Below are 22,615 nucleotides of genomic sequence, written 5' to 3'. Positions count from 1 at the left end.
CGCGGCAATATATAGAGATGAAAGCAATGACTTACTCCGAACTTAGCTACGGCGAAGACAGCCTGCGTATCTATCACCAGGGCGCCCACTTGAGCAGCTGGAACTGCAATGGCGCAGAGCAGCTGTTTCTCAGCGAGCAAAGTGCCTTCGCCAAAGGCAAGGCGATACGCGGCGGTGTGCCGCTTATATTCCCCCAATTTGCCGCCATAGGCGACGGTGTTCGCCACGGCTTCTTGCGCAGTGCCAACTGGCAACTAGACAGCCGAAACGAAAACAGCCTGAGCTTTGTATTGCACAGCGATCAAAACAGTCTCGAGCTTTGGCCGGGACAATTCAGCGCAAAATTCACAGCTGAACTAACAAAAAACCGCTTAAAAATGCAGCTGCAAATAAAAAATATCGGCACTCAGCGCTTTGACTTTGCCGCGGCCCTGCACAGTTATTTTGCTATCGACGATTTGGCCAACACAAAAGTTTTCGGCCTAAAAGGCTTTGAGTACTGGGACAACGGCAACGATTTTAAACAGCGCCACAAAGAGCAGGCCGACGAGCTGCGCGTCGACGCCGCAATAGACCGCATGTATTTTAACGTCAATAAAGACCTTAAGATCGTTGAGCCCAACAGAACCCGCGTATTAAAAAATACCGGTTTTAGCGAAGTGGTGGTTTGGAACCCGTGGAGCGAAGGCGCCGCCGAGTTGGCCGATATGGCCGATAAGGAATATCTAAATATGCTCTGTGTAGAGGCGGCTCTCGTCGACCCGAGAAAAACACTCGAAGCCGGCGAGAGCTGGTTTGGCGAGCAGCTTATTGAGCTGCACAGCCTAAAAGATATAAAAGAGCCCTAGGGCTCAAATACAACACACTGAACATGCTGCAGAGGCCAGCGCTGGTCTTTGCCCTCAAGCAAGCACTGCTGCCCCTGCTTGAGCAGGCTAAAACGCGTACCCGCCTTCATACCGACTTGCATGCCCGTCAGATCTTTTTTAGCGATAAAAAGATCCGGGCTTTGCTCAAACATCGTCGACGATAACTGCACCGAACTCTGATTGATCGCCCTGGCAATTAACGCTGCTATTTCTTGATGAGCGAGAGCATCGGCATTGACCATTCGTGCCGGCTGAGCGGGCTTCTCTGCCGACTGCGCCGCACACGCCAATAGCACAACACTCAATATCAAGATAAATAGCGTTTTCACTGAATGGGCTCCCAGATCATATTATCAATGATTTTATCACCCCCTATCAGGCTGGGCTTAAGCGGCTCTGCAGCGCTCTTGCTAAAGCTCCCGGAGCCCGAACTTGCAGTTGTTGTGGCAGGAGGCGTGCCACTTGCGCATTTGCCATCGTCAATAAACGATAGCGCCGTACTTAAACTTGCCTCAGTAGCATCGCCAAGCTCTTTACTTAAATCATCGATCGCCGGGCAGCCTGGTATTTTATAACCGCCGCCGGAGCTGCCCATCGGCGCAAAACCATTGGCATAATCACCAAAACCTACGTCGTTAATACCCCGGAACTGAATCGTAAAATACGTTGTTCCACAGTTGTCTTCAGGGATAAAACCATACGGCTTGCCACACGTTTGCTCACCGACTAAGTGCACATGCACACCAACGCCACGCAAACCATTAATCAAAGCTTCGCTCGCAGAGCATGTACCTTCGTTGGCAATAATAAATACTCTATCCAACTCAAGGCTCGGAAGTTTTTGTGCAAGTGTCTCGCCGGCAGCATAATCAATTTTTGTATCTACAAAAGGCAGAATTTCTCCGCTTGGGCTCTTATCGTTGTAAATAAACTGAAAATAAGTATCGCTGCTACTTTTTCCGCTAATCATATACGCAAGCTGGGACGATAAGTGCAGCAAGCCGCCGCCGTTGTATCGCAAATCGAGAACAAGCTCGGTAACGTTATTTGCTTGCATCTCATTAAATCTATCGATTAGCGTATCTTGAGCGCTAGAAATAAAACTGTTAAACGCCATATAAGCCACTCGCGAAGAAGAAGCGGGAGCCACATTAGAGTTAAATTGCAACACGGGGCTAGAATAATAAGCCGCTGACACTAAAGTCACTGTACGCGTGGCAGTAGCTTGATTTACTTGTGACGCAAGCTCTGTATCAGCCAACTCAAGTATCAAACTTTGGTTGGCAACACCCGGCTCAATTAAGGCTGCCAACTCGGCCCCGGTATACGTACCAACTGCACGGTTGTTGATCGAATAAATCGTCGCACCTCGGGAAATATTTAGCTCTGCAGCTGAAGCCGGCGAATTGGGCTCGACATAAGTAACCTGAAGAAGGCTGCTTTCACCTTCGCCATACAGACTGAGCCCCAAACCGTAGTTAACATTTACACCCGCTTCAGATTGAAGCTCAAATTCAGCCGTATCAACATAGTAGTGAAAAGCATCTTTAGGCCTATCTTCTACACCACTTTGCTGAGTTTTTAAGACATCAAAATAGGCTTGCGGCGTTGCAAAATCATTTGGATTAACATCGTCAATTTCGCTGTACCAAAGATAGCTTTCGTAGCTCCAGCTGCGCAGCCACATTTTTTCATAAACCAAACTACCGTCTTTATCGGGGTAAGCATTGCCACTTGCATCGCTGCCACTTCTGGGCAACTCACAGCGGTCTTTAAACGACGCACTTTTTTCAAAACGCCCCTGTTGCCACTCCAGAGCTGGTGTTGGAAAGGTATTACCTCCCCCACAGGCTCCAAGTAAACTACCGAGCAAAATCAAAGCTACATTAGACTGCTTAAATCTCATTCCCAATCCCTACAACGTACTGCAAAAGGCATTAATAATAACCTATAACGCTTGAATTATGGATTTTATATTTCGATAGCATCTAAACAGGCTATATCAAAGCCCGCCATTAACTTCCTGTTATTTAATCAACTCAAAAATACCGTTGTTTAAAAGCGAGTCCGTTTCAAACGGAAGCACCGATGTTTGCCCTCGGCTTTTATTTAACGCGGCAGAGGCACTGCTTGGGCACGAACCTGTGCCAATTAAACTCAGCGCCGCTTGCAGGCGCTTTTCTTTGTTGTCGCCAAGTACAGCACTAAAGTCATCCTCGACGTCGCAACCGGAAACTTTGACGGCGTCGTTGCTGCTGCCTGTAGCGGCAAAGCCTGTCGAGTATTCTCCAAAACCTTTGGCATTAACGCCCTGAAACTGAATCGTAGAATAGGTCGTACCGCAATTGTCCTGGGCGGTAAAACCGTAGGGTTTGCCGCAGGTTTGCGAGCCGATCAGCAGAACATCAATATCGACACCACGCAGGCCGTTAATAACCGCTTCACTTGCCGAGCAAGTACCGGCGCCGGTTAGAATAAATACTCGGTTCAAATTCAGGCTCGGCAGGCGCTGATCTAAAAAACGCCCGGCGCCATAGTCAATTTCACGCGAAACAAACGGTATCGGGCCGGCGGACTCTATTTTGTCGTTGTATTGCTGCTCAAAAAACAGCTCGGATTCTGAGCGACCGCTGATCATATGGGCGAGTTGAGCAGCGAGATAAAGCAAACCACCACCGTTGTAGCGCAAATCCAAAATCAGCTCACTGACCCCCTGCTGCTGCATAGACTCAAAAGCCGAAATCAATTCGGGCTGGGCCGGAGCAATAAAACGGTTAAACACTAAATACGCTACTTTATTAGCGCCAACATCGTAGTAGCTGCTTAAAAGTACCGGTGACGTTTCAACATTGGCCGAGCGCATATTCAATTGCCGCTCGCCAACACTTGGGTCTAAATCCCGAAACAAAAAGCTGTGACTTTCACCCTCTGTTTCAGGCGATAACGCTGCAATAAACTGCTGTTTTAATAGCTCATTATCGAGCTGGTCTGTGCGAATGCCATCGACGGCCAACAGCACACTGCCGCGATCTATCAACGCGCGCTCAGCCGGAGAATTTGGTTCGACATAGCTCACAACAAGCTCGCGCACATCGCCGCGCTGCCACCATGACAAAGCTAAACCATAGCCGGTTCGCACGCCGCTCTGAGTCTGTTTTTTGTACTCGGCTGTGTCCTGGTAAAAGTGAAAGTTATCTTTGGGCGCATCAGAAGCAGTGCGCTGGCGCGTTTTCAGCACATTAAAATAGGCTTGTGCAGTGACAAAAGGCTCGGGGTCGACATCGTCGATCTCGTCGTACCACAAATAACTCTCATGACTCCAACTGCGCAACCACATCTTTTCGTGCTGCAGGCTGCCGGCTTTATCGTTGTAGCTGTCGCCAGACGCCGAGCTGGCGGCTCTCGGCTCGGCGCAGTAGTCTTTAAAATTAAAGCTCGGAGCAAAGTCTCCCAATTGCCAGCTTAGGATGTCATTGGTATCGGCATCCGAAACAGCGTTTGGCTCACTTCCGCCACCGGCAGTGTCGTCCTCGGCACTGCTGTTTGAACCTGTGTTTGTAGTGGGCTCAAGGCCGCCGCCACCTGAAGATGAGCCGCCTCCGCAGGCACTCAATATCAGCACTGCTAGTAGTGGCAACATTCTAATCTTCATTATTATCTTCTCCTTAACTATCCGGCGTTTACCTGCGCCTTATCACAAGCTCTGCCACAGGCAAAAGCATCATAGCTGGCGCCGAAGCCATCTAGGTTACCATTTTGTCACTCTTTTATACTTTGTGTGCTACTGACAATAGATTCTTACAGAGCAAAGAAAGTGCTGGCCTTTAGCCAAAGTACGCATTAGAATCCGCGCGCCTGCAACTGGCACCACCATTCACATCGAGGAAAGGCCCTATGAAACTGGTTAAGAAAACCGCCGAGTACACCGTATTCCAACGTCGTGACGGCCGTTACGCTGTTCGTGGCACCAACGCTAAGTGGATTAACGGCGAAGATAAAGTCGAAATCCTTTATAAAGAAGAGCTGCTGAAGAAGCCTGAGCCTAAGGCTGAACCAGAAGCTGAAGAGGCTGCCGAAGAAGCTGCAGACGACGCCGCTGAATAAGCTGAGCCGCTTAGCCAAAAAGCCAGCCCGCGCTGGCTTTTTTTATGCCTGAAATTTAGCCAAAGCGTGTTCAGCCTGGCAGGGCAAAAACAATCAAATACTTATGTAAGCTTGCGCCTAGTCAGATAGTAAAGCTTGGTTTAACCTCTGCTTATAACCATGGATTTTGCTAGTGTGCACAGGCCCCAGAAACACAAATGCTGCAAATAAAACCCAAAAGAGCAAACGGACATGCCCAGTGGCTGGTTGATGAACGCTACAGTTTTGGCACCGATGCAAATAATAACTACCAGGTTCACGGCCAGGGTGTCCAAGGCGTACAGGCCTGCATTCGAGTCAACGGTGACCAGCTAAGGCTCGAAAATATAGGCGGCAGCAACTGTGTTCGCCGCAACGGCCAGAGCATTGCCGATCACTGTGAACTACAGAGCGGCGATGAGCTCGACATCGGCGATTCCAGCTTTGTCATCGAAGACCCCAAAAAACTGCGCCAACAACAGGCTCAAAAAACTCTGCAAGCCGGCCAGCACTGGACGCTGCAGGGGCGCAATACCGCGATGGCCAACAAAGTTATCGCTCTGCCCCCGGGCAGCAAAACCATAGGCCGCTCGCACGAATGTGATGTGTGTTTAAACGTTGTGCACCTAAGCCGTGAACACGCGCGTATCACTGTCAGCAATAATCAAATCCGCATTGAAGATCTGGCCTCGTCAAACGGAACCTTTGTCAATGGCGAGCGCATTAAGAGCAAACAGTTAAAACACGGCGACGATATCGCCTTCGATACCCTGCACTTTCGCCTTGTTGGCCCGGCGCAACTGCTCGCAGAAACCAAGACTCACGGCCGCGACGACAGCACCACCTTGCGCCCGCAACTACAGAAAAAAACAGCAAACCCTGCGCGAAGTGCAGCCAAAAAGCGCCGGCCACCGGCAAGCAACCCTTTTCCTCCCCTGCAGGAACCGCTGCTGAATGATCAGCCGCAGCTAAACGATAACAACAAAGGCTCATCCAAATCTTTGCGAAGCCTGATGTTCATTGCCGCGTGCCTGGCAAGTGCCGCCGCACTTTGGTTTGTCTACCAAACTTATATTGCATAGCGTCAAAAATTTACGCCGATCTTGTAACTCGTTTGTACATTAGATAAGCAAGCTTAAAGTCTTTTCCCGCGAAAGTGACAAGGCCGACAGTTTTTCAACAATCTGCGAGATCCAAAACTAGCTTTTGTCAGTACTGCACAGGCAAAATACTTCATCCACCTCAGCCCCTCTGTGTCATACTCAAACACCATGAAATTTCGCACCCAAGCTTTTCAACACGGCCAAGCTCGGCGCATCGGCGTTCTTATAAGCAACTTAGGCTCACCAACACAGCCGACAGCCAAAGCCTTGAGGCCCTATCTCAAGCAATTCCTCAGCGACCCCAGGGTTATTGAAGTGCCCAGGTTGCTCTGGTTTTTGATTCTTAACTTGTTTATTTTGCCGTTTAGGCCCAAAAAATCGGCCCAGGCTTATCGAGAAGTTTGGACCGAACAGGGCAGCCCACTGGCTTTACACACCGCCAATCAAGCTGCGGCGTTGCAGCAGCGGCTCAGCGCGCGCAGCCAACAGGACATCGTTGTCGACTGGGCCATGCGCTATGGAGAACCGAGCATAGGCTCAGCCTGCCAGCGCCTGCTCGACAGCGGTGTCGATCACCTGTTAGTACTGCCTCTGTACCCGCAATACAGTGCCAGCACCACCGCTTCGAGCTTCGATGCCTTAAGCGAGGACTTCCGCCAACGCCGCTGGCTGCCGCAACTGCGCTTTATTTCGGGTTACCATCAGCAGCAGGCCTATATCGATGCCCTGGTGCAGAGCATCGAGCAGCACTGGCAACAGCACGGGCGCCAGCAGAAACTAATATTTTCTTACCACGGTTTGCCGCTCAGGTATCTGCACGCGGGCGACCCGTACCACTGCTTTTGCCTGCAAACCAGCCGCGCTGTTGCCGAACGACTGGCGCTTGGCGAAGATGAGTATTTAAGCTGTTTTCAAAGCCGCTTTGGCCGCGAAACCTGGTTGCAGCCCTATACGGATTTCGAACTCAAGCGCCTCGCCAAAGAAGGCTGTGAAAGTGTCAGCGTTATATGCCCAGGCTTTGCCGCCGACTGCCTGGAGACACTAGAAGAGATAAAAGTAGAGAATCGAGATTATTTTTTAGAGGCCGGCGGCAAAGAGTTCCATTATATTGCCGCGCTTAACAGCGACGACAAACATATCGACGCACTCGCTGAGCTCTGCCTCGACAACCTGCAGGGCTGGATCAGCCACGATAGCACCAGCTCTGAGCGCTATGATCAACACCTGCACAACAAAATAGCGAAATAAGTTTTATGTCCCTAGGCCAGATTATGACAAGCAAAGAGGCGCAGTGTTTTCGCTGCCTTCGTCGCTGGCAGCGAATCTGGATTTGGCAGCAGTTTAAACAGCGCCTGGTGCCGACGCCGCTGTTTAAACAGAGCTTAAGCCAGGCCGGCGGTTTAAATAAGCTACTGCCTTTGCTAATGTTAATACTCAGCAGCCCGCTGTGGCTCAGCTGGTGGCTGATACGGCTGTTTTTTTTCCTGCTGCATCTGCCGTGGACACTTAGTCTCAGCCTTATTCGCCCTCCGGGTTTGCGCGCTCCGGGCGAGCGCAATATCAAAGGCCTGCACTATCAGTTTGCGCCTTATATCAGCCTGCCGCCCGAACTGTACATCCGCTGTGTCGACGACTGGGTTTGCATACTCTACGGCGCCGATAAGCTGCCCAAATACAGCCTGAGCACTTATTTAGACGCCGAATATCTACTGCACCGGCGCCTCGGCCTAAAGGCCAACAAAGATTTAGACAGGCTTATCCTCAGTCAAATCAGTAATGCCCGCGAAGACCTCAGTCGCGATCTCGGTCACTATTGAGCTGGCGGTACTGCTCAATAATGGTTGGGTAGGCCTGCCGATACCCCGGATAAATAAATTGATAACCCAAGCTCAACAGTAGCCGGTTACTCAAGCGGCGCTCGTTCAGAGATTCGCTTTCAGCTGCAGCAGGTTGCCACGGCAGGGCCAACGCTTCGGCAATAAAACCCTGTATATCCGTGCTCAAACAGGGCTCGCTGTCACAGCCAATAACTAGCTCGGGCACAGGCAGCGCCCGGCGCCAACGCTCAAGTAAAAAAGCAATAACCTGGGCACAGTCGCGCTCGTGTATGCGATTGGTCCAGCGCGCGGGGCCGGGTTTGCCCGCGACAAGCTGCTTAATCAAATGGAAACGGCCATCACCGTAAATACCGGCAAAACGCACTATGCAGTGGGCAAGCTTACTAGCGCGCAGGGCCTGCTCCATGCTCAGCAGCTGCTGCGCGGTGGCTCTGTCCGGCCGCGCCTCGGTTTGCTCGTCTATCAAGCCAGATTGGGCTTGCCCCCACAGGCTCGAGCTGGATATACACAAAATAAAAGGCCGCTGCTTGGTTTTTTGTAAGGCCGCAAGCAGCAATTGCAGAGGCCGAACATAGCTGCGCTGGTAGGCTTCAACCGAGCGCTGATCCGGGCTTAATGTCAATACGATTACATCTGCCTGCAGCGACATCAAGCGCTGGTAAGCTCCGCTATCGGCGAGATCCATACACAGGTGCTTGTCGCGCTCGGCAGGGCTGCGCGAAACACTGATCAGCTCAAAGCTCGATTCCAGCGCCGGCTGCGCCAAGCGGCCCAAACGCCCCCAGCCAAGCCAGAGCACACGCGTACTATTGGGCGGGTTTTCACTTGTCGAGGCGCTCGAAACACTGTTGATCTTCATGCTCACTACGTTAAACTTTTCTTATTAATTGAAACTTCTTAATAGATTTCCCCATGACTTTAACCGAACTCAAGTACATCGTCACCCTCGCCCAGGAGCAGCACTTTGGCCGCGCCGCAGAGCGCTGCTTTGTCAGCCAGCCGACCTTGAGCATCGCCGTTAAAAAACTTGAAGAAGAACTTGGCGTGGCGCTGTTTGAGCGCAGTAAAACCAGAGTCTACGCCACCCCCCTCGGCGAAAAAATTATTCAGCAGAGCCAAATTGTGCTTGAGCAGGCCGCGGCAATTAAAGACATCGTCAGCTCCGGCAAAGATCAACTGACCAGCCCCATGCATATCGGCGCTATTTTCACCGTTGGCCCCTACCTGCTGCCGCAATTAATTCCCGAACTGCACAGTCTCGCCTCAGATATGCCTCTGTACGTCGAAGAGAGTTATACCGCCACGCTGCGCCGTCGCATTCGCCAGGGCGACTTGGACGCCATCGTCGTGGCCCTGCCCTTTACTGAAGCCGATGTTGTGACCCAGGCGCTGTACGAAGAAGACTTTGTGGTGCTGATGGATAAAAACCACCCTCTGGCAAAACAGCAGAGTATCAGCGCTGACGAACTGTCCGAACAACAGGTATTGCTGCTCGGTGAAGGCCACTGTTTTCGCGACCAAGTTATCGATGCCTGCCCCAAGCTCAAGCCCTCGCTCGACGAGAATCGCGGTAAAGTACGCAGCGCCGCGGAGGGCAGTTCACTCGAGACCTTAAAATACATGGTCGCCTCCGGTCTCGGCATTACTGTACTGCCGCGCTCCGCGGCGATGCCCGGGCGCTATTCTGAAGATATGTTGACGATACGCCCCTTTGCCGGCGAAGCGCCTAAGCGCACGGTGGCTCTGGCCTGGCGTGCAAGCTTCCCGCGCCTGCAGGCCATCGATGCGCTGCGCCAGGCCATTCACAACTGCGGTGTTGGCGCCCAGCTGTAGATGCAAACACCATCACTTGCGCAGCTGCCTCTGACTGCGCTCAACGGAGTCGGCGCAAAATTTGCCGAAACCTTGAGCAAGCTCGATTTGTATTCAGTGCAGGACCTGCTGTTCCACCTGCCGTTTCGCTACGTAGACCGCAGCCGGGTGCGCAGCATCGCCAGCCTGCGCATGGGCGACATGGCCCTGATTGAAGCCAGTGTACTCAGTAGCCAAATTCAATTCGGGCGCCGGCGCAGCCTCAATATCAAGGTTGAAGATGAGAGTGGGCGCCTGAGCCTGCGCTTTTTTCACTTTAATGCGGCCCAGAAAAACAGCTTCGAAGCCGGCCGCCTCGTGCGCTTATTTGGCGAACTGCGGCCCGGCTCGTCGGGGCTAGAGCTCTACCACCCCGAATACGAGTTTATCGATGAAAAAACTCAACAGCAGGACAGCGAAGCCAAACTAACACCGGTTTATCAGCTCTGCGACGGCGTCAGCCAACCGAGGCTGAGAAAGCTCTGTGAACAGGCGCTTGAACTGCTTAAACAGCACAGCCCGGAAGAATTACTCGACGCCGATATCAACCGTCATTTTGCCGTCAGCAGCCTCGCCGATGCGCTGGCACTGCTACACGCACCACCGGCCGAGAGCGATCAACAACTGCTGCTCGACGGCCTTCACCCCGCGCAACAGCGCCTGGCATTTGAAGAACTGCTCGCCCACTACCTTGTCCACCAGCGCCAGAGAGCCAAAAACAAACAGCAACAAGCGCCGTGCATTGAGGTGCGCAGCGAAGACTTAAAGCCACTACTCGATTCGCTGCCGTTTTCGCCGACCGGCGCACAGCGGCGTGTCGTCGACGAAATCGCCGCCGATATTAAACAAAGTCAGCCGATGCTGCGCATGGTGCAGGGGGACGTCGGCTCGGGCAAAACCCTGGTCGCCGCGCTTGCCGCCCTCGCCGCAGTGCGCAACGGCCTGCAAGTTGCCGTCGTCGCGCCCACCGAGATCCTCGCCGAGCAACACCTAAACAATTTCAGCAGCTGGCTGCAACCGCTCGGGCTGCGCTGTGACTGGCTTGTCGGCAAACTCACCGCCAAACAAAAAAAGGCCAGTTACGACAAACTTGCCAAACACGAGTGCGACATCGTTATCGGTACCCACGCGCTGTTTCAGGACAAGGTTAAATTTCGCCATCTGGGCTTAGTTATTATCGACGAACAGCACCGCTTTGGTGTTGCCCAGCGCTTGAGTCTGCGCGACAAAAACCTCAGCGAACTTGTGCCTCACCAACTGGTTATGACAGCGACCCCTATCCCGCGCACACTGGCTATGACAGCCTATGCCGAACTCGACTTCAGTGTTATCGATGAATTACCGCCCGGGCGCACCCCCATCCAAACGGTGGCTATCAGTCAAAAGCGCAAGTCTGAAGTAATCGCCCGAGTCGCAGTGGCCGTTAGCGAAGGTCGCCAGGTGTATTGGGTCTGCCCGCTGATTGAAGAAAGCGAAACACTCAGTGCAGCAAACGCTGAAACTGCGTTTAGTGAACTCAGCACAGCACTGCCGGGCATCAGCTGCAGCCTGATTCACGGGCGCCTGAAACCGGCGGAAAAAGAGCAGCGCATGAGCGAATTCAAACATGGCGACAGCCAAGTACTGATAGCCACAACCGTGATTGAAGTTGGCGTCGATGTGCCGCAAGCCAGCGTTATGATTATCGAAAACCCCGAACGCCTGGGCCTGGCTCAGCTTCACCAGTTGCGCGGGCGCGTCGGCCGCGGCACAATCGCCAGCCACTGCATTTTGCTCTACGGCGACAAGCTCAGCGAGCACGGCAAAAAGCGCCTGCAGGTACTGCGCGAGAGCAGCGACGGTTTTTATATCGCCGAAAAAGACCTTGAAATGCGCGGCCCCGGCGAGTTTTTAGGCAAGCGCCAAGCCGGCGATATGCTTTACCGTGTCGCCGACCAGGAGCGCGATGCACCGATGCTCAGTTTTGTGCACGACTACGGCCAGAACTTGCTCCAGCAACAGCCCGAACGAGCAGAAAAACTTATACAGCGCTGGTTTGGCCAGCGCCAGCACTATGCATTAGCATAGGCAGCTAAACTTAGTTGGCGTTTTTTTCATCAAAAAGCACAGAGTATTTGGCAAAATTAGCGCCAGGGCTTTGTTGTTTCCGTGCTCTGAGGTAAGGTTGGCGCCGAACCTGACTACGCTCCGCGTCGCAGAGCCAGGCCCACGATAGGCCTAGGCACGGATAGTTGCACATATGCTGGCCAAGGAGAACAGCATTATGGACACAGCTTCCCAGCTGGAACGCTGGTTAAACTCGAACAAATTTGCATACAACCTCGGTGAGGCATGCTCTCGTTTGGCTTTGGCCAATAGCAGCGAGACGCTGGTGCGTGCCTGTCTGTTGCGCCACCACCACGAGTCTGAGCAAAACTACGTACTGGTTTTGATCCCAACCCACCACGTGCTTGAGCTGTCCCAACTGGCGCTGCATTTTGGCGGGCACTTTGACGGCCTCAACCCCGACCAGCTGCCGCGCGCGCTGCAACGCGCACCGGCAATGCCCGGCTGGCAGGCATTAAACTGCTATATCGATACCAGTTTGTTTAACTACAAAACGCTCTACCTCGACAGCGGCAACCCCAACGATTCGATCAAGCTCAGCCTTGAAGACTTTAAACAAGCGGTCGCCAATATGCCGCACGCCAGCTTTAGCCACCCGCTAAGGCAGAGCACAAAAAACCTGCGCCAGAGCCACGATTTTAATAGCCGCCGCCTGCGCCAGCGCCTCGACGAAACCTTAGAGCTGCCAATTATGCGCCACAGTAGCGAAGAGATCCTGCGCCAGCGCAACGCCCCGCGCGATTCAAACGCGTTGTGCCGCATTGTCGAAAACGACCCGAGCCTGGCCTTGCAAGTCGTTAGTTGGGCCTCATCCCCTTATTATGCAGCCCCGACTAAAGTGAAGTCCGTGCGCGATGCCATTGACAGAGTGCTCGGCTACGACAAAGTGCTGAACCTTTGCCTGTGTTTGGCCAGCCACAACCAAGTCAAAGGCCTCGACCAACTACAGTTGGAGCTTTACGCACACAACGCCAGCCTCACCGCTCACTGCTGCACGGCCCTCGCAGCCCAAATCCGCCAGGGACCGCGCCTGGAGCTCGGATTAGCGCGCATGACGGGCTTGCTGCGCAATTTTGGCCAGCTGCTGATCGCCGAGCTATTTCCGCTGTATCACCGCCAGATACGCCGGGTCGAACGCGCCAACGTACATATCGGCCAAAGCGGTGCGCAGACCGAAATTATTGGCGTTAGCGGCGACGCCCTCGCCTGCTACTTGTTCGAAAGCTGGTCGTTACCGGAAGAGATCATCACCGCACTGACCGAGCAACACAAACCCGACTACCGCGGCGAACACCAGCGCTATGCGCAACTGCTGCGCTGCGCCAGTGCCCTGCTCGCCGAACAAGGCCTCGTCAACGGCCCTCTAATAGCTGTCGACGACGAGCTTCACCAACTCGGCATCCGCAAAGAAGACGCAGACTCAGTGCTCGAACACTGCCGCATACTCGGCGAACAGAACCGCTACTAAGCGCCTCGTTTTATTTGTTATTTTTACTTATCGTCAACGTTCACTCAGCTCGTACATACGCGAGCCGAGTGCTCTTTTCTACCAGTACTTAAACGCTTCTTAATTACCGCCACGTTCGCGCCTGTTGGCACTGAGCAAAATTCCTCTAGCGCCGAGCGCAAGCCCAGTTTTTATTAACTATGCTAAAAGGCAAAGCCCACTGCATTAAAGGGAATTAACAGCTCAGATCCCTGAGTTAAACGGCGTTTGAGGAGCAGAGCGTGGCCGTCTCACAAAAAATACTCGACCTACTGCAGGATAAGCAGAACGTATCTTTCACCATTACCGAAAAACCACCTACAAGCGAGGCGCTGAGCATCGTGCCCAAAGATGAAACAAGCTGTCTAGTCAAAGGACTTATTCTCAAAGACAACCAAAATCAGCAGGTCCAGGTACTTGTACCCCAGCACAATATCGTCGACCTCGACGCCATGTTTAGGCATTTTGGCCGCCAGTTTGAAGGGGTCGCCACCCATGAAGTCTGGTCTCTGATCAACGCCAAAGAATTACACAGCGTGCCGGCCATTCCGCAGTGGCAAAACTTGCCAACATTTATCGATGAAAGCCTGCTAAAAAAAGACGAGTTATTACTCGATTCCGGCGATAGCCACCAACTGGTAAAACTCAATCACGACAGTTTTATCAACATGGCCGAGCCCTGTGAAGTTGGTAACTTCAGCAGCCCCGCACCCGATGTCAGCGGCGATGCCAGTAACGACGAGGCGCAAATTCTTGACTCGGTTAAACGCTTCACTGAACGCCGCATTCGCCAGCGCCTCGATGAAACACTCGAGCTGCCCCCCTTGCCAGATACTGCCCAGCGTATTATCAAACTGCGAGCCGACCCCAATGCCGATATCAACGACCTGACTAATATCGTCGAAATAGACCCGAGCCTGGCCGCGCAAGTCGTCAGCTGGGCCGCCTCGCCGTACTATTCAGCTCCGGGAAAAATCAAAAGCGTGCACGACGCCATCGTGCGTGTGCTCGGCTTCGATATGGTACTGAATTTGGCGCTCGGGCTCGCACTGGGGAAAACCCTGTCGATGAAAGTGCTTACTAAAAACGATATCGACGAATATTGGCGCAATGCAGTCTACACGGCGGCAACCGTCGAAGGTTTAGTGACCAGTATCAGCCGCGAATACCGCCCGGGCTTTGGCATGGCGTATTTAAGTGGTTTACTAAATAACTTTGGCTCACTCGTAGTCGCCGAGATCTTCCCGCCGTATTACCAACTGTTAAACCGAGCCCGCGCCGCAAATCCACACGTGCACCCCGCCGCCGTGGAACAACACACGCTCGGTGTCAGCGGCAATCAAATTGCAAGCTGGCTGCTCGAAAACTGGAATATGCCTAACGAAGTTGTTGTTGCCCTGCGCCAGCAAAGCAATGCAAGATTTAAAGGTGAGCACGCCAGTTACGCAAGGCTAAACTACGTTGCTAAACAGTTGCTCGCCAATAAAGGTTTTGGCGATATGCTGCCGGCAAAAATAGATGCCGATATATTTGACGCATTAAATTTAAGTGAAGACAGCGCACAAAGCACCGTCGATAATATTTTGGAATCCGGCGATGATCTCGATGCGATTGCAGAAAAAATGCGCGGCTAACAACTGGCGGCTAAAGGCGAGCTAGAAAAGTTTAAAACCCTGTACTTTTATAGCTCGCCACCATTATCGCGCTGACAATTCCAACAGTGATCAAACGAAGCATCATTTTCTTCGCTACAACTTTGACACAGCCAAGACCGGCGCTCGGATTTAGCTGTGAGCGCCTCGACAATATGCCGAGCGCGATCAAATTCACGCTCGTGCACCCAAAGCTCCGGCCACGTTTCAATTGCCGCCAACTCGCCTACGGCACCAGAAGAAAACTCATTTTTTAATAAACAATCAATTCCAGCTTCACGCAGACAGTTTTTAGCGTTCTCAACAATAATGCTATTTTCGTGAGTAAAAAGTAATTTCACTGATAGCTCCGGCCCGTAAGTGGGCCCAATGGAAACTCACCCAGAGTCAGTTAGCCCTAGTCTTTGAGCACTTGCTCTTCGCCCTCGGATTTTGCCACCACCACAGCACAGCAGCTGTCTCCCCAAACGTTGACCGCAGTGCGCATCATATCCAACAGCCTATCGGTTAGCAGCAACAAGCCTATGCCCTCAGCAGGCAGGCCTATCGCGGCAAGAATAATTGTAATAGCAACCAAACTCGCAGCGGGAATGCCGGCGACACCAACAGAAGTTAGCAGCGCCACCATAACGATGGTGAACTGAGTTGTGAGGCTCAGATCGAGCCCGTAAGCCTGAGCAATAAACATCGCCGCAACACATTCATATAGGGCCGTGCCATCCATATTGACTGTCGCCCCAAGCGGCAAAACAAAACCTGCGGTTTTGTTACTGACCTTGGCATTTTTCTCAACACACTCCATTGTCAGTGGCAGCGTACCCGACGACGAAGCGGTAGAGAACGCCGTCAATAAAGCCGGGGCCATGGCCTGATAGTGTTTAATAGGATTGACCTTGGCCACATAACGTAAAATCAGCGGCATTGTAATAAACATATGCGCGGCCAGGGCGGCAATAACACAAAACATAAATACCAGCATCGGTTCAAGCCCGGCAAAGCCAGTTGCCATCACCGTTTTGCCAATCAAACCGAGCACGCCCAGTGGCGCGAACTTCATAACAAACATGGTGATCAGCATCATCGTCTCAAATACTCCCTGCCAGAAGTCTTCGAGCACACTGCGCTTTTCTTTGGCCACCTGCATCATGAAATAACCAAAGAGAATTCCAAAGGTAATTAAACCGAGCATCTGCCCATCAGCGGCCGCTGCGACAATATTGGGCGGCAACATGCGCAAAAATACCGCGGCAATATCGCCGGTGCCACGCCCTTCAACCAGTGCTAGTTTGCTTTGCACAGCCGCATCATCACTGAGGGCGAGCAAATCTTTTGCCGGCTCACCGTCGACAATGCCCGGAGCAATTAAATTTACAAAAAACAAACCGACCATGATCGCGGCAAAACTTGAAAACACATAAAACAGCAAACTTTTACCGCCGAGCCGGCCCAAATCTCGCTGCCCGGCTATGCCACTAACCGCACAAATAATTGACGCCAGTACCAACGGCACCACAACCATCTTCAGGCCGTTTAAAAACATCGCGCCGATAAACGCAAATACATCGTGCAGGTTCACCCCTAAAACGACTGTCGTCTGATCAAAGCTAAATGAGAAAATACCAGCGAGCAGCTTGAGCAGCACCGGTAGCGCAATGGCGAGTAAAATCTGCTGATAGAGCGGAAGTTTAAGCACAGTTTTTCCTTATTCTGATCTTTGAGTCAGTGAGTCTTTAAATTTCTGAGCCGGCTTAAAGCGCGCCTGATAGTGCCCGGCAATTTCGATTGGCGCTCCGGTAGCGGGGTTACGCCCCTGACGCGATTTGCGCCAGCTGCGCTCAAAAGAGCCAAAACCGAGTAAATTAACCCGATCGCCGCGAGCCAGCGCCATTGTCAACTGTTCGATCAGCGCCTCGAGCACTAACTCGGCCTCAGCTTTAGTAATGCCAGCCTGAACAGCAAGCTGCTGTAAAAGTTCGCGCTGTTTCAAAGGCGCCTCCACATCGTCGATTATTAGAGCATAGCGCCACACGTATTCCAAAAACAGCAATTCTAAGGACGAGAAATGCCCAGCTAGCCTCACAAAGCTTTAGCTCAACACAGCTCTGCGCTATGCTCGCCGCAAACACTAGCAAAGAACACTATGCAAGCACGACAAAAGCTCGGCGCCTACGCAGCGCTGATGCGCCTCGATCGCCCTATCGGTATTTATTTAGTTTTGTGGCCAACACTCTGGGCCCTATGGCTGGCCGCTGATGGCGTGCCCGACTGGCGCAATCTCGCCATTTTTATTGCCGGAGCCATCTTAATGCGTTCGGCCGGCTGCATTATTAACGATTTTGCCGACAGGAACTTCGATGGCTATGTCGAGCGCACTAAAAACCGCCCACTGGTGCTGGGCCTGGTCAGCAGCAAAGAAGCTCTGATTCTATTTAGTTTGCTGTGCAGCGTCGCGTTTTGCTTGGTTTTGTTTACCAACAAGCTCACCGTATTGCTGAGCTTTGCCGCCGTCGGCCTCGCCTCGCTCTATCCGTTTGTTAAACGCCACAGTCACCTGCCCCAGGTCGTTCTCGGTGCCGCTTTTGCGTGGTCCGTGCCAATGGCTTTTGCCGCACAAAACAATCACCTCGACGCGCGCTGCTGGTTGCTCTACACCGCTGTGCTGCTCTGGACTGTCGCCTACGACACGTTTTATGCAATGGTCGATAGGGACGACGACATAAAGATTGGCGTGAAAAGCACGGCGGTACTGTTTGGCGACGCCGACCGTATGATTACCGCATTTTTACAGTTCACCGTCATTTTTGCCCTGGCACTTGTCGGCCAACGTTTTGAACTCGGTGGCATCTATAAGCTCAGTGTTGTCATCACCGCACTGTTATTTTTATATCAGCAATGGCTGATACGAGCGCGCGAGCCGAGTTTATGTTTTAAAGCTTTTTTACATAACAATTTTGTCGGAATGACAATATTTGCCGGCATTGTGCTCGATAAAGCATTTATTTAGACACTTTCATGACAGTAAAACTACAATTGTCATAAAATCGTAACCTTCGCTTTATTAAATTTGCTCCACGGCGAACTTCGATGCCATCCAGCAGTAGAGCAGAGCAATGAATCAAAAAACTATCCTGATAGTAGATGACGAAGCCCCAATCCGGGACATGTTACGTGTGGCCCTGGAAATGGCCGAATACAAAGTGCTGGAAGCAGCCGACGCCAAAGAGGCGCACGCCGTCATTGTCGACGCCCAGCCAGACCTAGTGCTGCTGGACTGGATGATGCCCGGTACCAGCGGTATTGAGTTGGCGCGACGACTCAAGCGCGACGACCTGACGCAAAATGTGCCGATTATCATGCTGACGGCCAAAGGCGAGGAAGATAACAAAATTCAGGGCCTCGAAGTCGGCGCCGATGACTACATCACCAAACCTTTCTCGCCGCGCGAGTTGGTCGCCCGCCTCAAAGCTGTTCTGCGCCGCACCCAGGCCGTCAAGCCAACCGAGCCGATTCACGTCGACGGCCTCTGCCTCGACCCTATCAGCCACCGCGTTACGATCAACGACAAGCCCATTCAAATCGGCCCCACCGAATACCGCCTGCTGGAGTTTTTCCTGACCCATCAGGAGCGTGTCTACAGCCGCAGCCAACTGCTTGATCACGTCTGGGGCTCCAACGTTTACGTTGAAGAACGCACCGTCGATGTCCATATTCGCCGCTTGCGCAAAGCCTTAACCCTTGAAGATCACGACCGTTACATTCAAACTGTGCGCGGCGCGGGTTACCGCTTCTCCAACAAGATTGCAGCCGCTGCAGATTAATTGCTAGCCGCTGCTTAAAGAACGAGCTATATGCGCAAAGGTTTGGCCACTGAGCTTCAGTGGTTTGCTGTCTATGTCTGTGCGATTGTTTTTGTCGGCCTGTCTTTTGACCTAGGTCGGGAAGCCGCTATTTTTGCACTGTTGAGTTACGCCCTCTGGCTGTTCCGCAATCTCGGCCGGCTCGAAGCCTGGATTGCTGACGCCCGCATCAGCCGCCCGGGGAAAAACCAGTTTTTTGGTATCTGGGGGGAAATGGCCGACGACATCAAGTTGATGAATCAGCGCCACGAAAAAGATAAATTGCGCCTGCAGACGGTGGTCAGCCGGGTTCAACAAATGACTTCCGCACTGCACGACGGCGTTATCCTCGCCGACAGCCGCGCAAATATCGAATGGTGGAACGACGCCGCCAACACCATGGTGGGTCTGCGCGAAGTGGACCTCGGCCAACGCATTACCAATATCCTGCGCGAACCGCGCTTTCAGCACTACTTTGACGCCGGTGAATACCGCGAGCCTCTCGAAATTGAAAGTTTTCGCAACGAGGGCCAGCGCCTGTTATTTCAGGTGCACCCATTCGGCGCCGGCGAGCGTTTGATTATCGTGCGCGATATCACCCGCGTTGCCAAACTCGAGCAAATGCGCCGCGACTTTGTCGCCAATGTCAGTCACGAGCTGCGCACACCGCTAACCGTGGTGCGCGGCTATGTCGAAACCCTGATGAGCGTGCCAGAGCTGAACCCGCTGATGCAAAAAGGGCTTGAGCAAATGCACGAGCAGGGCCTGCGTATGACGTCGCTGGTCAACGACCTTATCACCCTAACCAAACTCGAGACAGACGATCGATCCGGCCAAAACGAGCTGGTCGATTTAAACCGCCTCGGCGGCTTAATTATCAACGACGGCCGCGCCATCGCAAACCTCGATCACACACTGGTCAACGATATCGAAACAGGCTTAAGCCTGCGCGGCAACGAAAAAGAACTGCGCAGCGCAATCAGTAACCTGGTGTTTAATGCCGTAAAATACGCCTCGGGCGATACCGGTAACGCCTGCACCATTCGCCTTAGCAGCGAACGCAGTGGGCCAATGTTCCACTTACATATCAGCGACGACGGCGTCGGCATTGATCCCAAGCACATCCCCCGGCTGACCGAACGCTTTTATCGTGTTGACGGCGGCCGCTCAAGCGGCGCCGGCGGAACAGGCCTCGGCCTGGCCATTGTTAAACACGTACTGCTGCGCCACGACGCCATTTTGCGTATCGCCAGCCGCCCCGGTGCCGGCTCGACTTTTAGCTGTAGTTTTCCAATTGAGCGCCTTGTTGTTGCCGAAAAAAACCAAGCTCCCAGTGCAGTGGCGCCCTAAACAGGCCCTCTAAACCCGGGGCTTAAGCTCAGCCAAACGCCTTTGAGGGGTCACTTTGCAGATACAGAGCCTCACCGAGCTTAGCGATATTAAAGCCGAGCAGTGGAATACACTTTGGCCGGACGACTATCCATTTTGCCGCTATGAGTTTCTGCAAGCGCTCGAACAAAGTGGTAGTGTCGGCGGCGATTCCGGCTGGCAAGCGCAGCACTTAGTCGCTTTCGATAACAGCGGCAAACTCTGCCTGGCGCTGCCGCTGTACCTCAAGCAGCACAGTTATGGCGAATATGTATTTGACTGGGCCTGGGCCGATGCCTATCAGCGCTATGGCCTTAACTATTACCCAAAGCTTATTAACGCCGTTCCGTTTACGCCAAGCTGTGGCCCGCGCTGGGCCTGTTCAGCCGACTTTGATCAAACGCTGATACTGCCGGCCTTAGTCGAACTGGCAAAAACAAATAATTGCAGCGGTGTACACTGCTTGTTCCCCCGAGCCAATCAACGCTCAAACAACAACTCAAATAAGCCAGGCCCCGCTGATTTTCGCCAACAGCACTTTATCGAGCGCCGCGGCACCCAGTTTCACTGGTTTAATCACCACTACACAAGCTTTGACGACTTTCTGCAGCAGATGAGCTCGCGCAAGCGCAAAAACATCAAAAAAGAACGCCAGAAAAGCGCGGCTTTTGAACTGCGTTTTAACTCGGCAAGCGAGTTAAATGAACAGGATTGGCGCAATTTTTACGAGCTTTATCAGCGAACCTACTTAAAGCGCAGCGGCCACCTGGGCTATCTCGGCAAGGAATTTTTCTTAACTATCGCCGAGCAGCTCGCAGATCAGGTACTGTTGTGCCAGGCCATATTAAACGGCCAGCCCGTTGCAGCGGCGATGTACTTTCGCGATCAACACACCCTCTACGGACGTTACTGGGGTTGCCGGGAGGAATACGACGGCCTGCATTTTGAGTGCTGTTATTACCAGGGCATCGACTACGCCATCCGCGAGGGTTTAGAGCGCTTTTGCCCGGGGGCCCAGGGTGAGCATAAAATTCAGCGCGGATTTGAACCCGTACTGACACAGAGCTGGCACTACTTAAACGAAGCTGCGTTCAAACCGGCAATCGAAACGTTCTGCGCGCAAGAGCGCCAGCACAATCTGCACTACCTCAACCAAGCCAGGACTTACCTGCCTTACAAAGAGGGTTTTAACTTAAGTCGGGCGAGCTGTTTAATCGAGCCGGATTCTGATCTGGGCTAAAGCGGCTTAGCCCGGCTCGGCAGTGCTTTCTTGCCATATCGCCAGCTCGTTGCCACTGGGCTCACAAAAATGGAAACGGCGGCCGCCGGGGAAGTTAAAGATTTCTTTGCATATAGTGCCGCCACAGGCGATAACTTCGGCGTAGCTCTGCTCTAGATCATCGCTGTAAAACACCATCAAAGGAGCGCCCTCTTCATAAGAGGCGCGCATCGAAGCGCGATAAAAACCACCGCTTAACACACCGTCGTTGAAATCCATATAGTCGGGACCGTAATAGGTAAAACTCCAACCAAAGAGTTTTTTAAAAAAGGCCTCGGTCGCCTCGAGATCGCTGGCGACAAACTCTATGTAATTGATTTTGTGATGTCTATGCACACTCTACCCCCGCAAAGCCGCGCTGTCACCGCCGCTTAATTGATTAACAATAACCTGTGCAACAAGTACTTAAGCAAGCGTTTTTTTTGTCAAAAAAAACACATCCTCGGCGTGATAGCTGAGCTCGGCATCAAACTCGCTGGCCAGCCAACTCAAGGTTTGTTTCGAAAAAAAGCTAATATGTGTTGCATCGTTTTTGTAGTGCCAGCGCGAGAAGGCCTCGCGATCAATCACCAGTTTACTCATCAGAGCCAGCATACCGCCGGGCTTTAGCAGGGCCCAAAGGCGGCGCAGTTCTGCACCGGGCTGACTCAAGTGTTCGATCACTTCCGTCGCGCAAATGAAATCATAATGCATACACAGGCTTTCAGATACATTAAAATAATAGACGTCATAAAGCCTTACGTTCATACCGGCTTGCTCGAGCATGCTTGCCAGCGCCGGCCCGGGGCCGCAGCCAAAATCTAGCCCCTGTGCTCCCGGTTGCAGCCGCGCCAGCAGCGGCTCGGCCAAACGATTTAAAAAACGCCTGTATCCCGGGTCATCGACTTCGTTTTGATGCAAATCGTACTCAGCTTTTTCAGCCTCGCGGCTGAGCTGATACTCGCTTGCGACCCACACCAGATAACAGCGCTGGCAGCGCTGGTAAGCGCGGCGCTTATCGACATAAAAATCTAGCTGGGAAGGGCAACTACACAGGGGGCAAACTTGGCTCATCGCCCCAGTTTGAGCATTTGAGGCAGACAAAGCAAGGCAGCCTGGGCAAAGG

22 protein-coding genes are annotated in these 22,615 nt (G+C 52.7%); 13 read left to right on the top strand and 9 right to left on the bottom strand.

Annotated features, from left to right (window positions below; all coding sequences use genetic code 11):
• The first annotated feature begins 26 nt into the window (after positions 1-26).
• The gene (locus tag CFK45_RS06140) at positions 27-848 is read left to right on the top strand and encodes a D-hexose-6-phosphate mutarotase (RefSeq protein WP_158224616.1); all 822 of its coding nucleotides are present in this window, start codon (positions 27-29) and stop codon (positions 846-848) included.
• Here the strand turns inward: CFK45_RS06140 and CFK45_RS06135 are convergent.
• The 3 genes from CFK45_RS06135 to CFK45_RS06125 form a co-directional block, all read right to left on the bottom strand.
• On the bottom strand, positions 845-1,198 hold the full coding sequence (locus tag CFK45_RS06135; protein ID WP_096085561.1) for a hypothetical protein: 354 nt from the start codon (positions 1,196-1,198) through the stop codon (positions 845-847). The two genes, CFK45_RS06140 and CFK45_RS06135, sit on opposite strands and share 4 nt — an antisense overlap.
• On the bottom strand, positions 1,195-2,775 hold the full coding sequence (locus CFK45_RS06130; RefSeq protein WP_096085560.1) for a S41 family peptidase: 1,581 nt from the start codon (positions 2,773-2,775) through the stop codon (positions 1,195-1,197). The genes CFK45_RS06135 and CFK45_RS06130 overlap by 4 nt, the downstream gene beginning before the upstream one ends.
• Positions 2,776-2,895: 120 nt before the next feature.
• The gene (locus CFK45_RS06125; RefSeq protein WP_096085559.1) at positions 2,896-4,521 is read right to left on the bottom strand and encodes a S41 family peptidase; all 1,626 of its coding nucleotides are present in this window, start codon (positions 4,519-4,521) and stop codon (positions 2,896-2,898) included.
• Between the two features lie 242 nt (positions 4,522-4,763).
• Here CFK45_RS06125 and CFK45_RS06120 point away from each other — a divergent pair, with 242 nt between their 5' ends.
• The 4 genes from CFK45_RS06120 to CFK45_RS06105 all read left to right on the top strand — a co-directional run bounded on the left by CFK45_RS06120 (position 4,764) and on the right by CFK45_RS06105 (position 7,911).
• On the top strand, positions 4,764-4,973 hold the full coding sequence (locus CFK45_RS06120; RefSeq protein ID WP_096085558.1) for a hypothetical protein: 210 nt from the start codon (positions 4,764-4,766) through the stop codon (positions 4,971-4,973).
• A 197-nt stretch (positions 4,974-5,170) separates the two neighbouring features.
• The gene (locus CFK45_RS06115; protein ID WP_096085557.1) at positions 5,171-6,073 is read left to right on the top strand and encodes an FHA domain-containing protein; all 903 of its coding nucleotides are present in this window, start codon (positions 5,171-5,173) and stop codon (positions 6,071-6,073) included.
• A 189-nt stretch (positions 6,074-6,262) separates the two neighbouring features.
• Entirely contained in the window at positions 6,263-7,342 is a 1,080-nt protein-coding gene (gene hemH / locus CFK45_RS06110; RefSeq protein ID WP_096085556.1) for a ferrochelatase, read from the top strand.
• A gap of 23 nt (positions 7,343-7,365) precedes the next feature.
• Positions 7,366-7,911 (top strand): hypothetical protein, encoded by a 546-nt coding sequence (locus tag CFK45_RS06105; RefSeq protein ID WP_096085555.1) that lies wholly within the window; start codon positions 7,366-7,368, stop codon positions 7,909-7,911.
• On the opposite strand, the gene CFK45_RS06100 is transcribed toward CFK45_RS06105, so the two are convergent.
• Positions 7,886-8,791, bottom strand: coding sequence for a Rossmann-fold NAD(P)-binding domain-containing protein (locus CFK45_RS06100; RefSeq protein WP_096085554.1), 906 nt, complete (start codon positions 8,789-8,791; stop codon positions 7,886-7,888). The genes CFK45_RS06105 and CFK45_RS06100 overlap by 26 nt on opposite strands.
• A gap of 53 nt (positions 8,792-8,844) precedes the next feature.
• On the opposite strand from CFK45_RS06100, the gene CFK45_RS06095 reads away from it, so the two are divergent.
• The 4 genes from CFK45_RS06095 (at position 8,845) to CFK45_RS06080 (ending at position 15,009) form a co-directional block, all read left to right on the top strand.
• Positions 8,845-9,765 carry a hydrogen peroxide-inducible genes activator gene (locus CFK45_RS06095; protein ID WP_096085553.1) on the top strand — a complete coding sequence of 307 codons (921 nt, stop codon included), beginning with the start codon at positions 8,845-8,847 and terminating at the stop codon, positions 9,763-9,765.
• The gene (recG, locus tag CFK45_RS06090; protein ID WP_096085552.1) at positions 9,766-11,850 is read left to right on the top strand and encodes an ATP-dependent DNA helicase RecG; all 2,085 of its coding nucleotides are present in this window, start codon (positions 9,766-9,768) and stop codon (positions 11,848-11,850) included. It begins immediately after the preceding gene.
• 196 nt (positions 11,851-12,046) lie between these two features.
• Entirely contained in the window at positions 12,047-13,357 is a 1,311-nt protein-coding gene (locus CFK45_RS06085; protein ID WP_158224615.1) for an aminoacyl-tRNA deacylase and HDOD domain-containing protein, read from the top strand.
• A gap of 260 nt (positions 13,358-13,617) precedes the next feature.
• Complete coding sequence (locus CFK45_RS06080; protein WP_096085550.1) at positions 13,618-15,009, top strand: aminoacyl-tRNA deacylase and HDOD domain-containing protein; 1,392 nt, start codon at positions 13,618-13,620, stop codon at positions 15,007-15,009.
• A 47-nt stretch (positions 15,010-15,056) separates the two neighbouring features.
• Here the strand turns inward: CFK45_RS06080 and CFK45_RS06075 are convergent, their stop codons facing one another.
• The 3 genes from CFK45_RS06075 to CFK45_RS06065 are packed head-to-tail and all read right to left on the bottom strand — an operon-like array spanning position 15,057 to position 17,014.
• The gene (locus CFK45_RS06075; protein WP_096085549.1) at positions 15,057-15,368 is read right to left on the bottom strand and encodes a putative signal transducing protein; all 312 of its coding nucleotides are present in this window, start codon (positions 15,366-15,368) and stop codon (positions 15,057-15,059) included.
• Between the two features lie 56 nt (positions 15,369-15,424).
• Entirely contained in the window at positions 15,425-16,720 is a 1,296-nt protein-coding gene (locus CFK45_RS06070) for a dicarboxylate/amino acid:cation symporter (protein ID WP_096085548.1), read from the bottom strand.
• Positions 16,721-16,729: 9 nt separating this feature from the next.
• On the bottom strand, positions 16,730-17,014 hold the full coding sequence (locus CFK45_RS06065) for an HU family DNA-binding protein (protein WP_204378429.1): 285 nt from the start codon (positions 17,012-17,014) through the stop codon (positions 16,730-16,732).
• Between the two features lie 153 nt (positions 17,015-17,167).
• On the opposite strand from CFK45_RS06065, the gene ubiA reads away from it, so the two are divergent.
• From ubiA to CFK45_RS06045, 4 genes are all read left to right on the top strand, one after another.
• A complete protein-coding gene (ubiA, locus tag CFK45_RS06060; protein WP_096085546.1) occupies positions 17,168-18,031 on the top strand; it encodes a 4-hydroxybenzoate octaprenyltransferase in 864 nt (287 codons plus the stop codon).
• Between the two features lie 106 nt (positions 18,032-18,137).
• Entirely contained in the window at positions 18,138-18,845 is a 708-nt protein-coding gene (gene phoB / locus CFK45_RS06055; RefSeq protein WP_096085545.1) for a phosphate regulon transcriptional regulator PhoB, read from the top strand.
• 30 nt (positions 18,846-18,875) lie between these two features.
• On the top strand, positions 18,876-20,213 hold the full coding sequence (gene phoR / locus CFK45_RS06050) for a phosphate regulon sensor histidine kinase PhoR (protein ID WP_096085544.1): 1,338 nt from the start codon (positions 18,876-18,878) through the stop codon (positions 20,211-20,213).
• 55 nt (positions 20,214-20,268) lie between these two features.
• Positions 20,269-21,471, top strand: coding sequence for a GNAT family N-acetyltransferase (locus CFK45_RS06045; protein WP_096085543.1), 1,203 nt, complete (start codon positions 20,269-20,271; stop codon positions 21,469-21,471).
• A gap of 6 nt (positions 21,472-21,477) precedes the next feature.
• Here the strand turns inward: CFK45_RS06045 and CFK45_RS06040 are convergent, their stop codons facing one another.
• Together CFK45_RS06040 and CFK45_RS06035 are read right to left on the bottom strand one after the other, a co-directional pair.
• Complete coding sequence (locus CFK45_RS06040; protein WP_096085542.1) at positions 21,478-21,846, bottom strand: VOC family protein; 369 nt, start codon at positions 21,844-21,846, stop codon at positions 21,478-21,480.
• Positions 21,847-21,915: 69 nt separating this feature from the next.
• On the bottom strand, positions 21,916-22,563 hold the full coding sequence (locus CFK45_RS06035; RefSeq protein WP_096085541.1) for a class I SAM-dependent methyltransferase: 648 nt from the start codon (positions 22,561-22,563) through the stop codon (positions 21,916-21,918).
• Positions 22,564-22,615 lie beyond the last annotated feature (52 nt).

This window comes from Agaribacterium haliotis (assembly GCF_002312815.1).
Classification (GTDB): domain Bacteria; phylum Pseudomonadota; class Gammaproteobacteria; order Pseudomonadales; family Cellvibrionaceae; genus Agaribacterium; species Agaribacterium haliotis.
Note: the sequence above shows the minus strand (reverse complement) of the source record. Positions and strands in the feature narration are given on the sequence as shown.

What these genes read in the sequence shown, in the direction of transcription:
- CFK45_RS06100 (WP_096085554.1), bottom strand. Translation starts at nt 8,791, where the DNA reads ATGAAGATCAACAGTGTTTCGAGCGCCTCGACAAGTGAAAACCCGCCC.
- CFK45_RS06120 (WP_096085558.1), top strand. Translation starts at nt 4,764, where the DNA reads ATGAAACTGGTTAAGAAAACCGCCGAGTACACCGTATTCCAACGTCGT.
- CFK45_RS06085 (WP_158224615.1), top strand. Translation starts at nt 12,047, where the DNA reads ATGGACACAGCTTCCCAGCTGGAACGCTGGTTAAACTCGAACAAATTT.
- CFK45_RS06115 (WP_096085557.1), top strand. Translation starts at nt 5,171, where the DNA reads ATGCTGCAAATAAAACCCAAAAGAGCAAACGGACATGCCCAGTGGCTG.
- CFK45_RS06130 (WP_096085560.1), bottom strand. Translation starts at nt 2,775, where the DNA reads ATGAGATTTAAGCAGTCTAATGTAGCTTTGATTTTGCTCGGTAGTTTA.
- CFK45_RS06125 (WP_096085559.1), bottom strand. Translation starts at nt 4,521, where the DNA reads ATGAAGATTAGAATGTTGCCACTACTAGCAGTGCTGATATTGAGTGCC.
- hemH (WP_096085556.1), top strand. Translation starts at nt 6,263, where the DNA reads ATGAAATTTCGCACCCAAGCTTTTCAACACGGCCAAGCTCGGCGCATC.
- CFK45_RS06140 (WP_158224616.1), top strand. Translation starts at nt 27, where the DNA reads ATGACTTACTCCGAACTTAGCTACGGCGAAGACAGCCTGCGTATCTAT.
- CFK45_RS06095 (WP_096085553.1), top strand. Translation starts at nt 8,845, where the DNA reads ATGACTTTAACCGAACTCAAGTACATCGTCACCCTCGCCCAGGAGCAG.
- CFK45_RS06035 (WP_096085541.1), bottom strand. Translation starts at nt 22,563, where the DNA reads ATGAGCCAAGTTTGCCCCCTGTGTAGTTGCCCTTCCCAGCTAGATTTT.
- CFK45_RS06105 (WP_096085555.1), top strand. Translation starts at nt 7,366, where the DNA reads ATGACAAGCAAAGAGGCGCAGTGTTTTCGCTGCCTTCGTCGCTGGCAG.
- recG (WP_096085552.1), top strand. Translation starts at nt 9,766, where the DNA reads ATGCAAACACCATCACTTGCGCAGCTGCCTCTGACTGCGCTCAACGGA.
- phoR (WP_096085544.1), top strand. Translation starts at nt 18,876, where the DNA reads ATGCGCAAAGGTTTGGCCACTGAGCTTCAGTGGTTTGCTGTCTATGTC.
- ubiA (WP_096085546.1), top strand. Translation starts at nt 17,168, where the DNA reads ATGCAAGCACGACAAAAGCTCGGCGCCTACGCAGCGCTGATGCGCCTC.
- phoB (WP_096085545.1), top strand. Translation starts at nt 18,138, where the DNA reads ATGAATCAAAAAACTATCCTGATAGTAGATGACGAAGCCCCAATCCGG.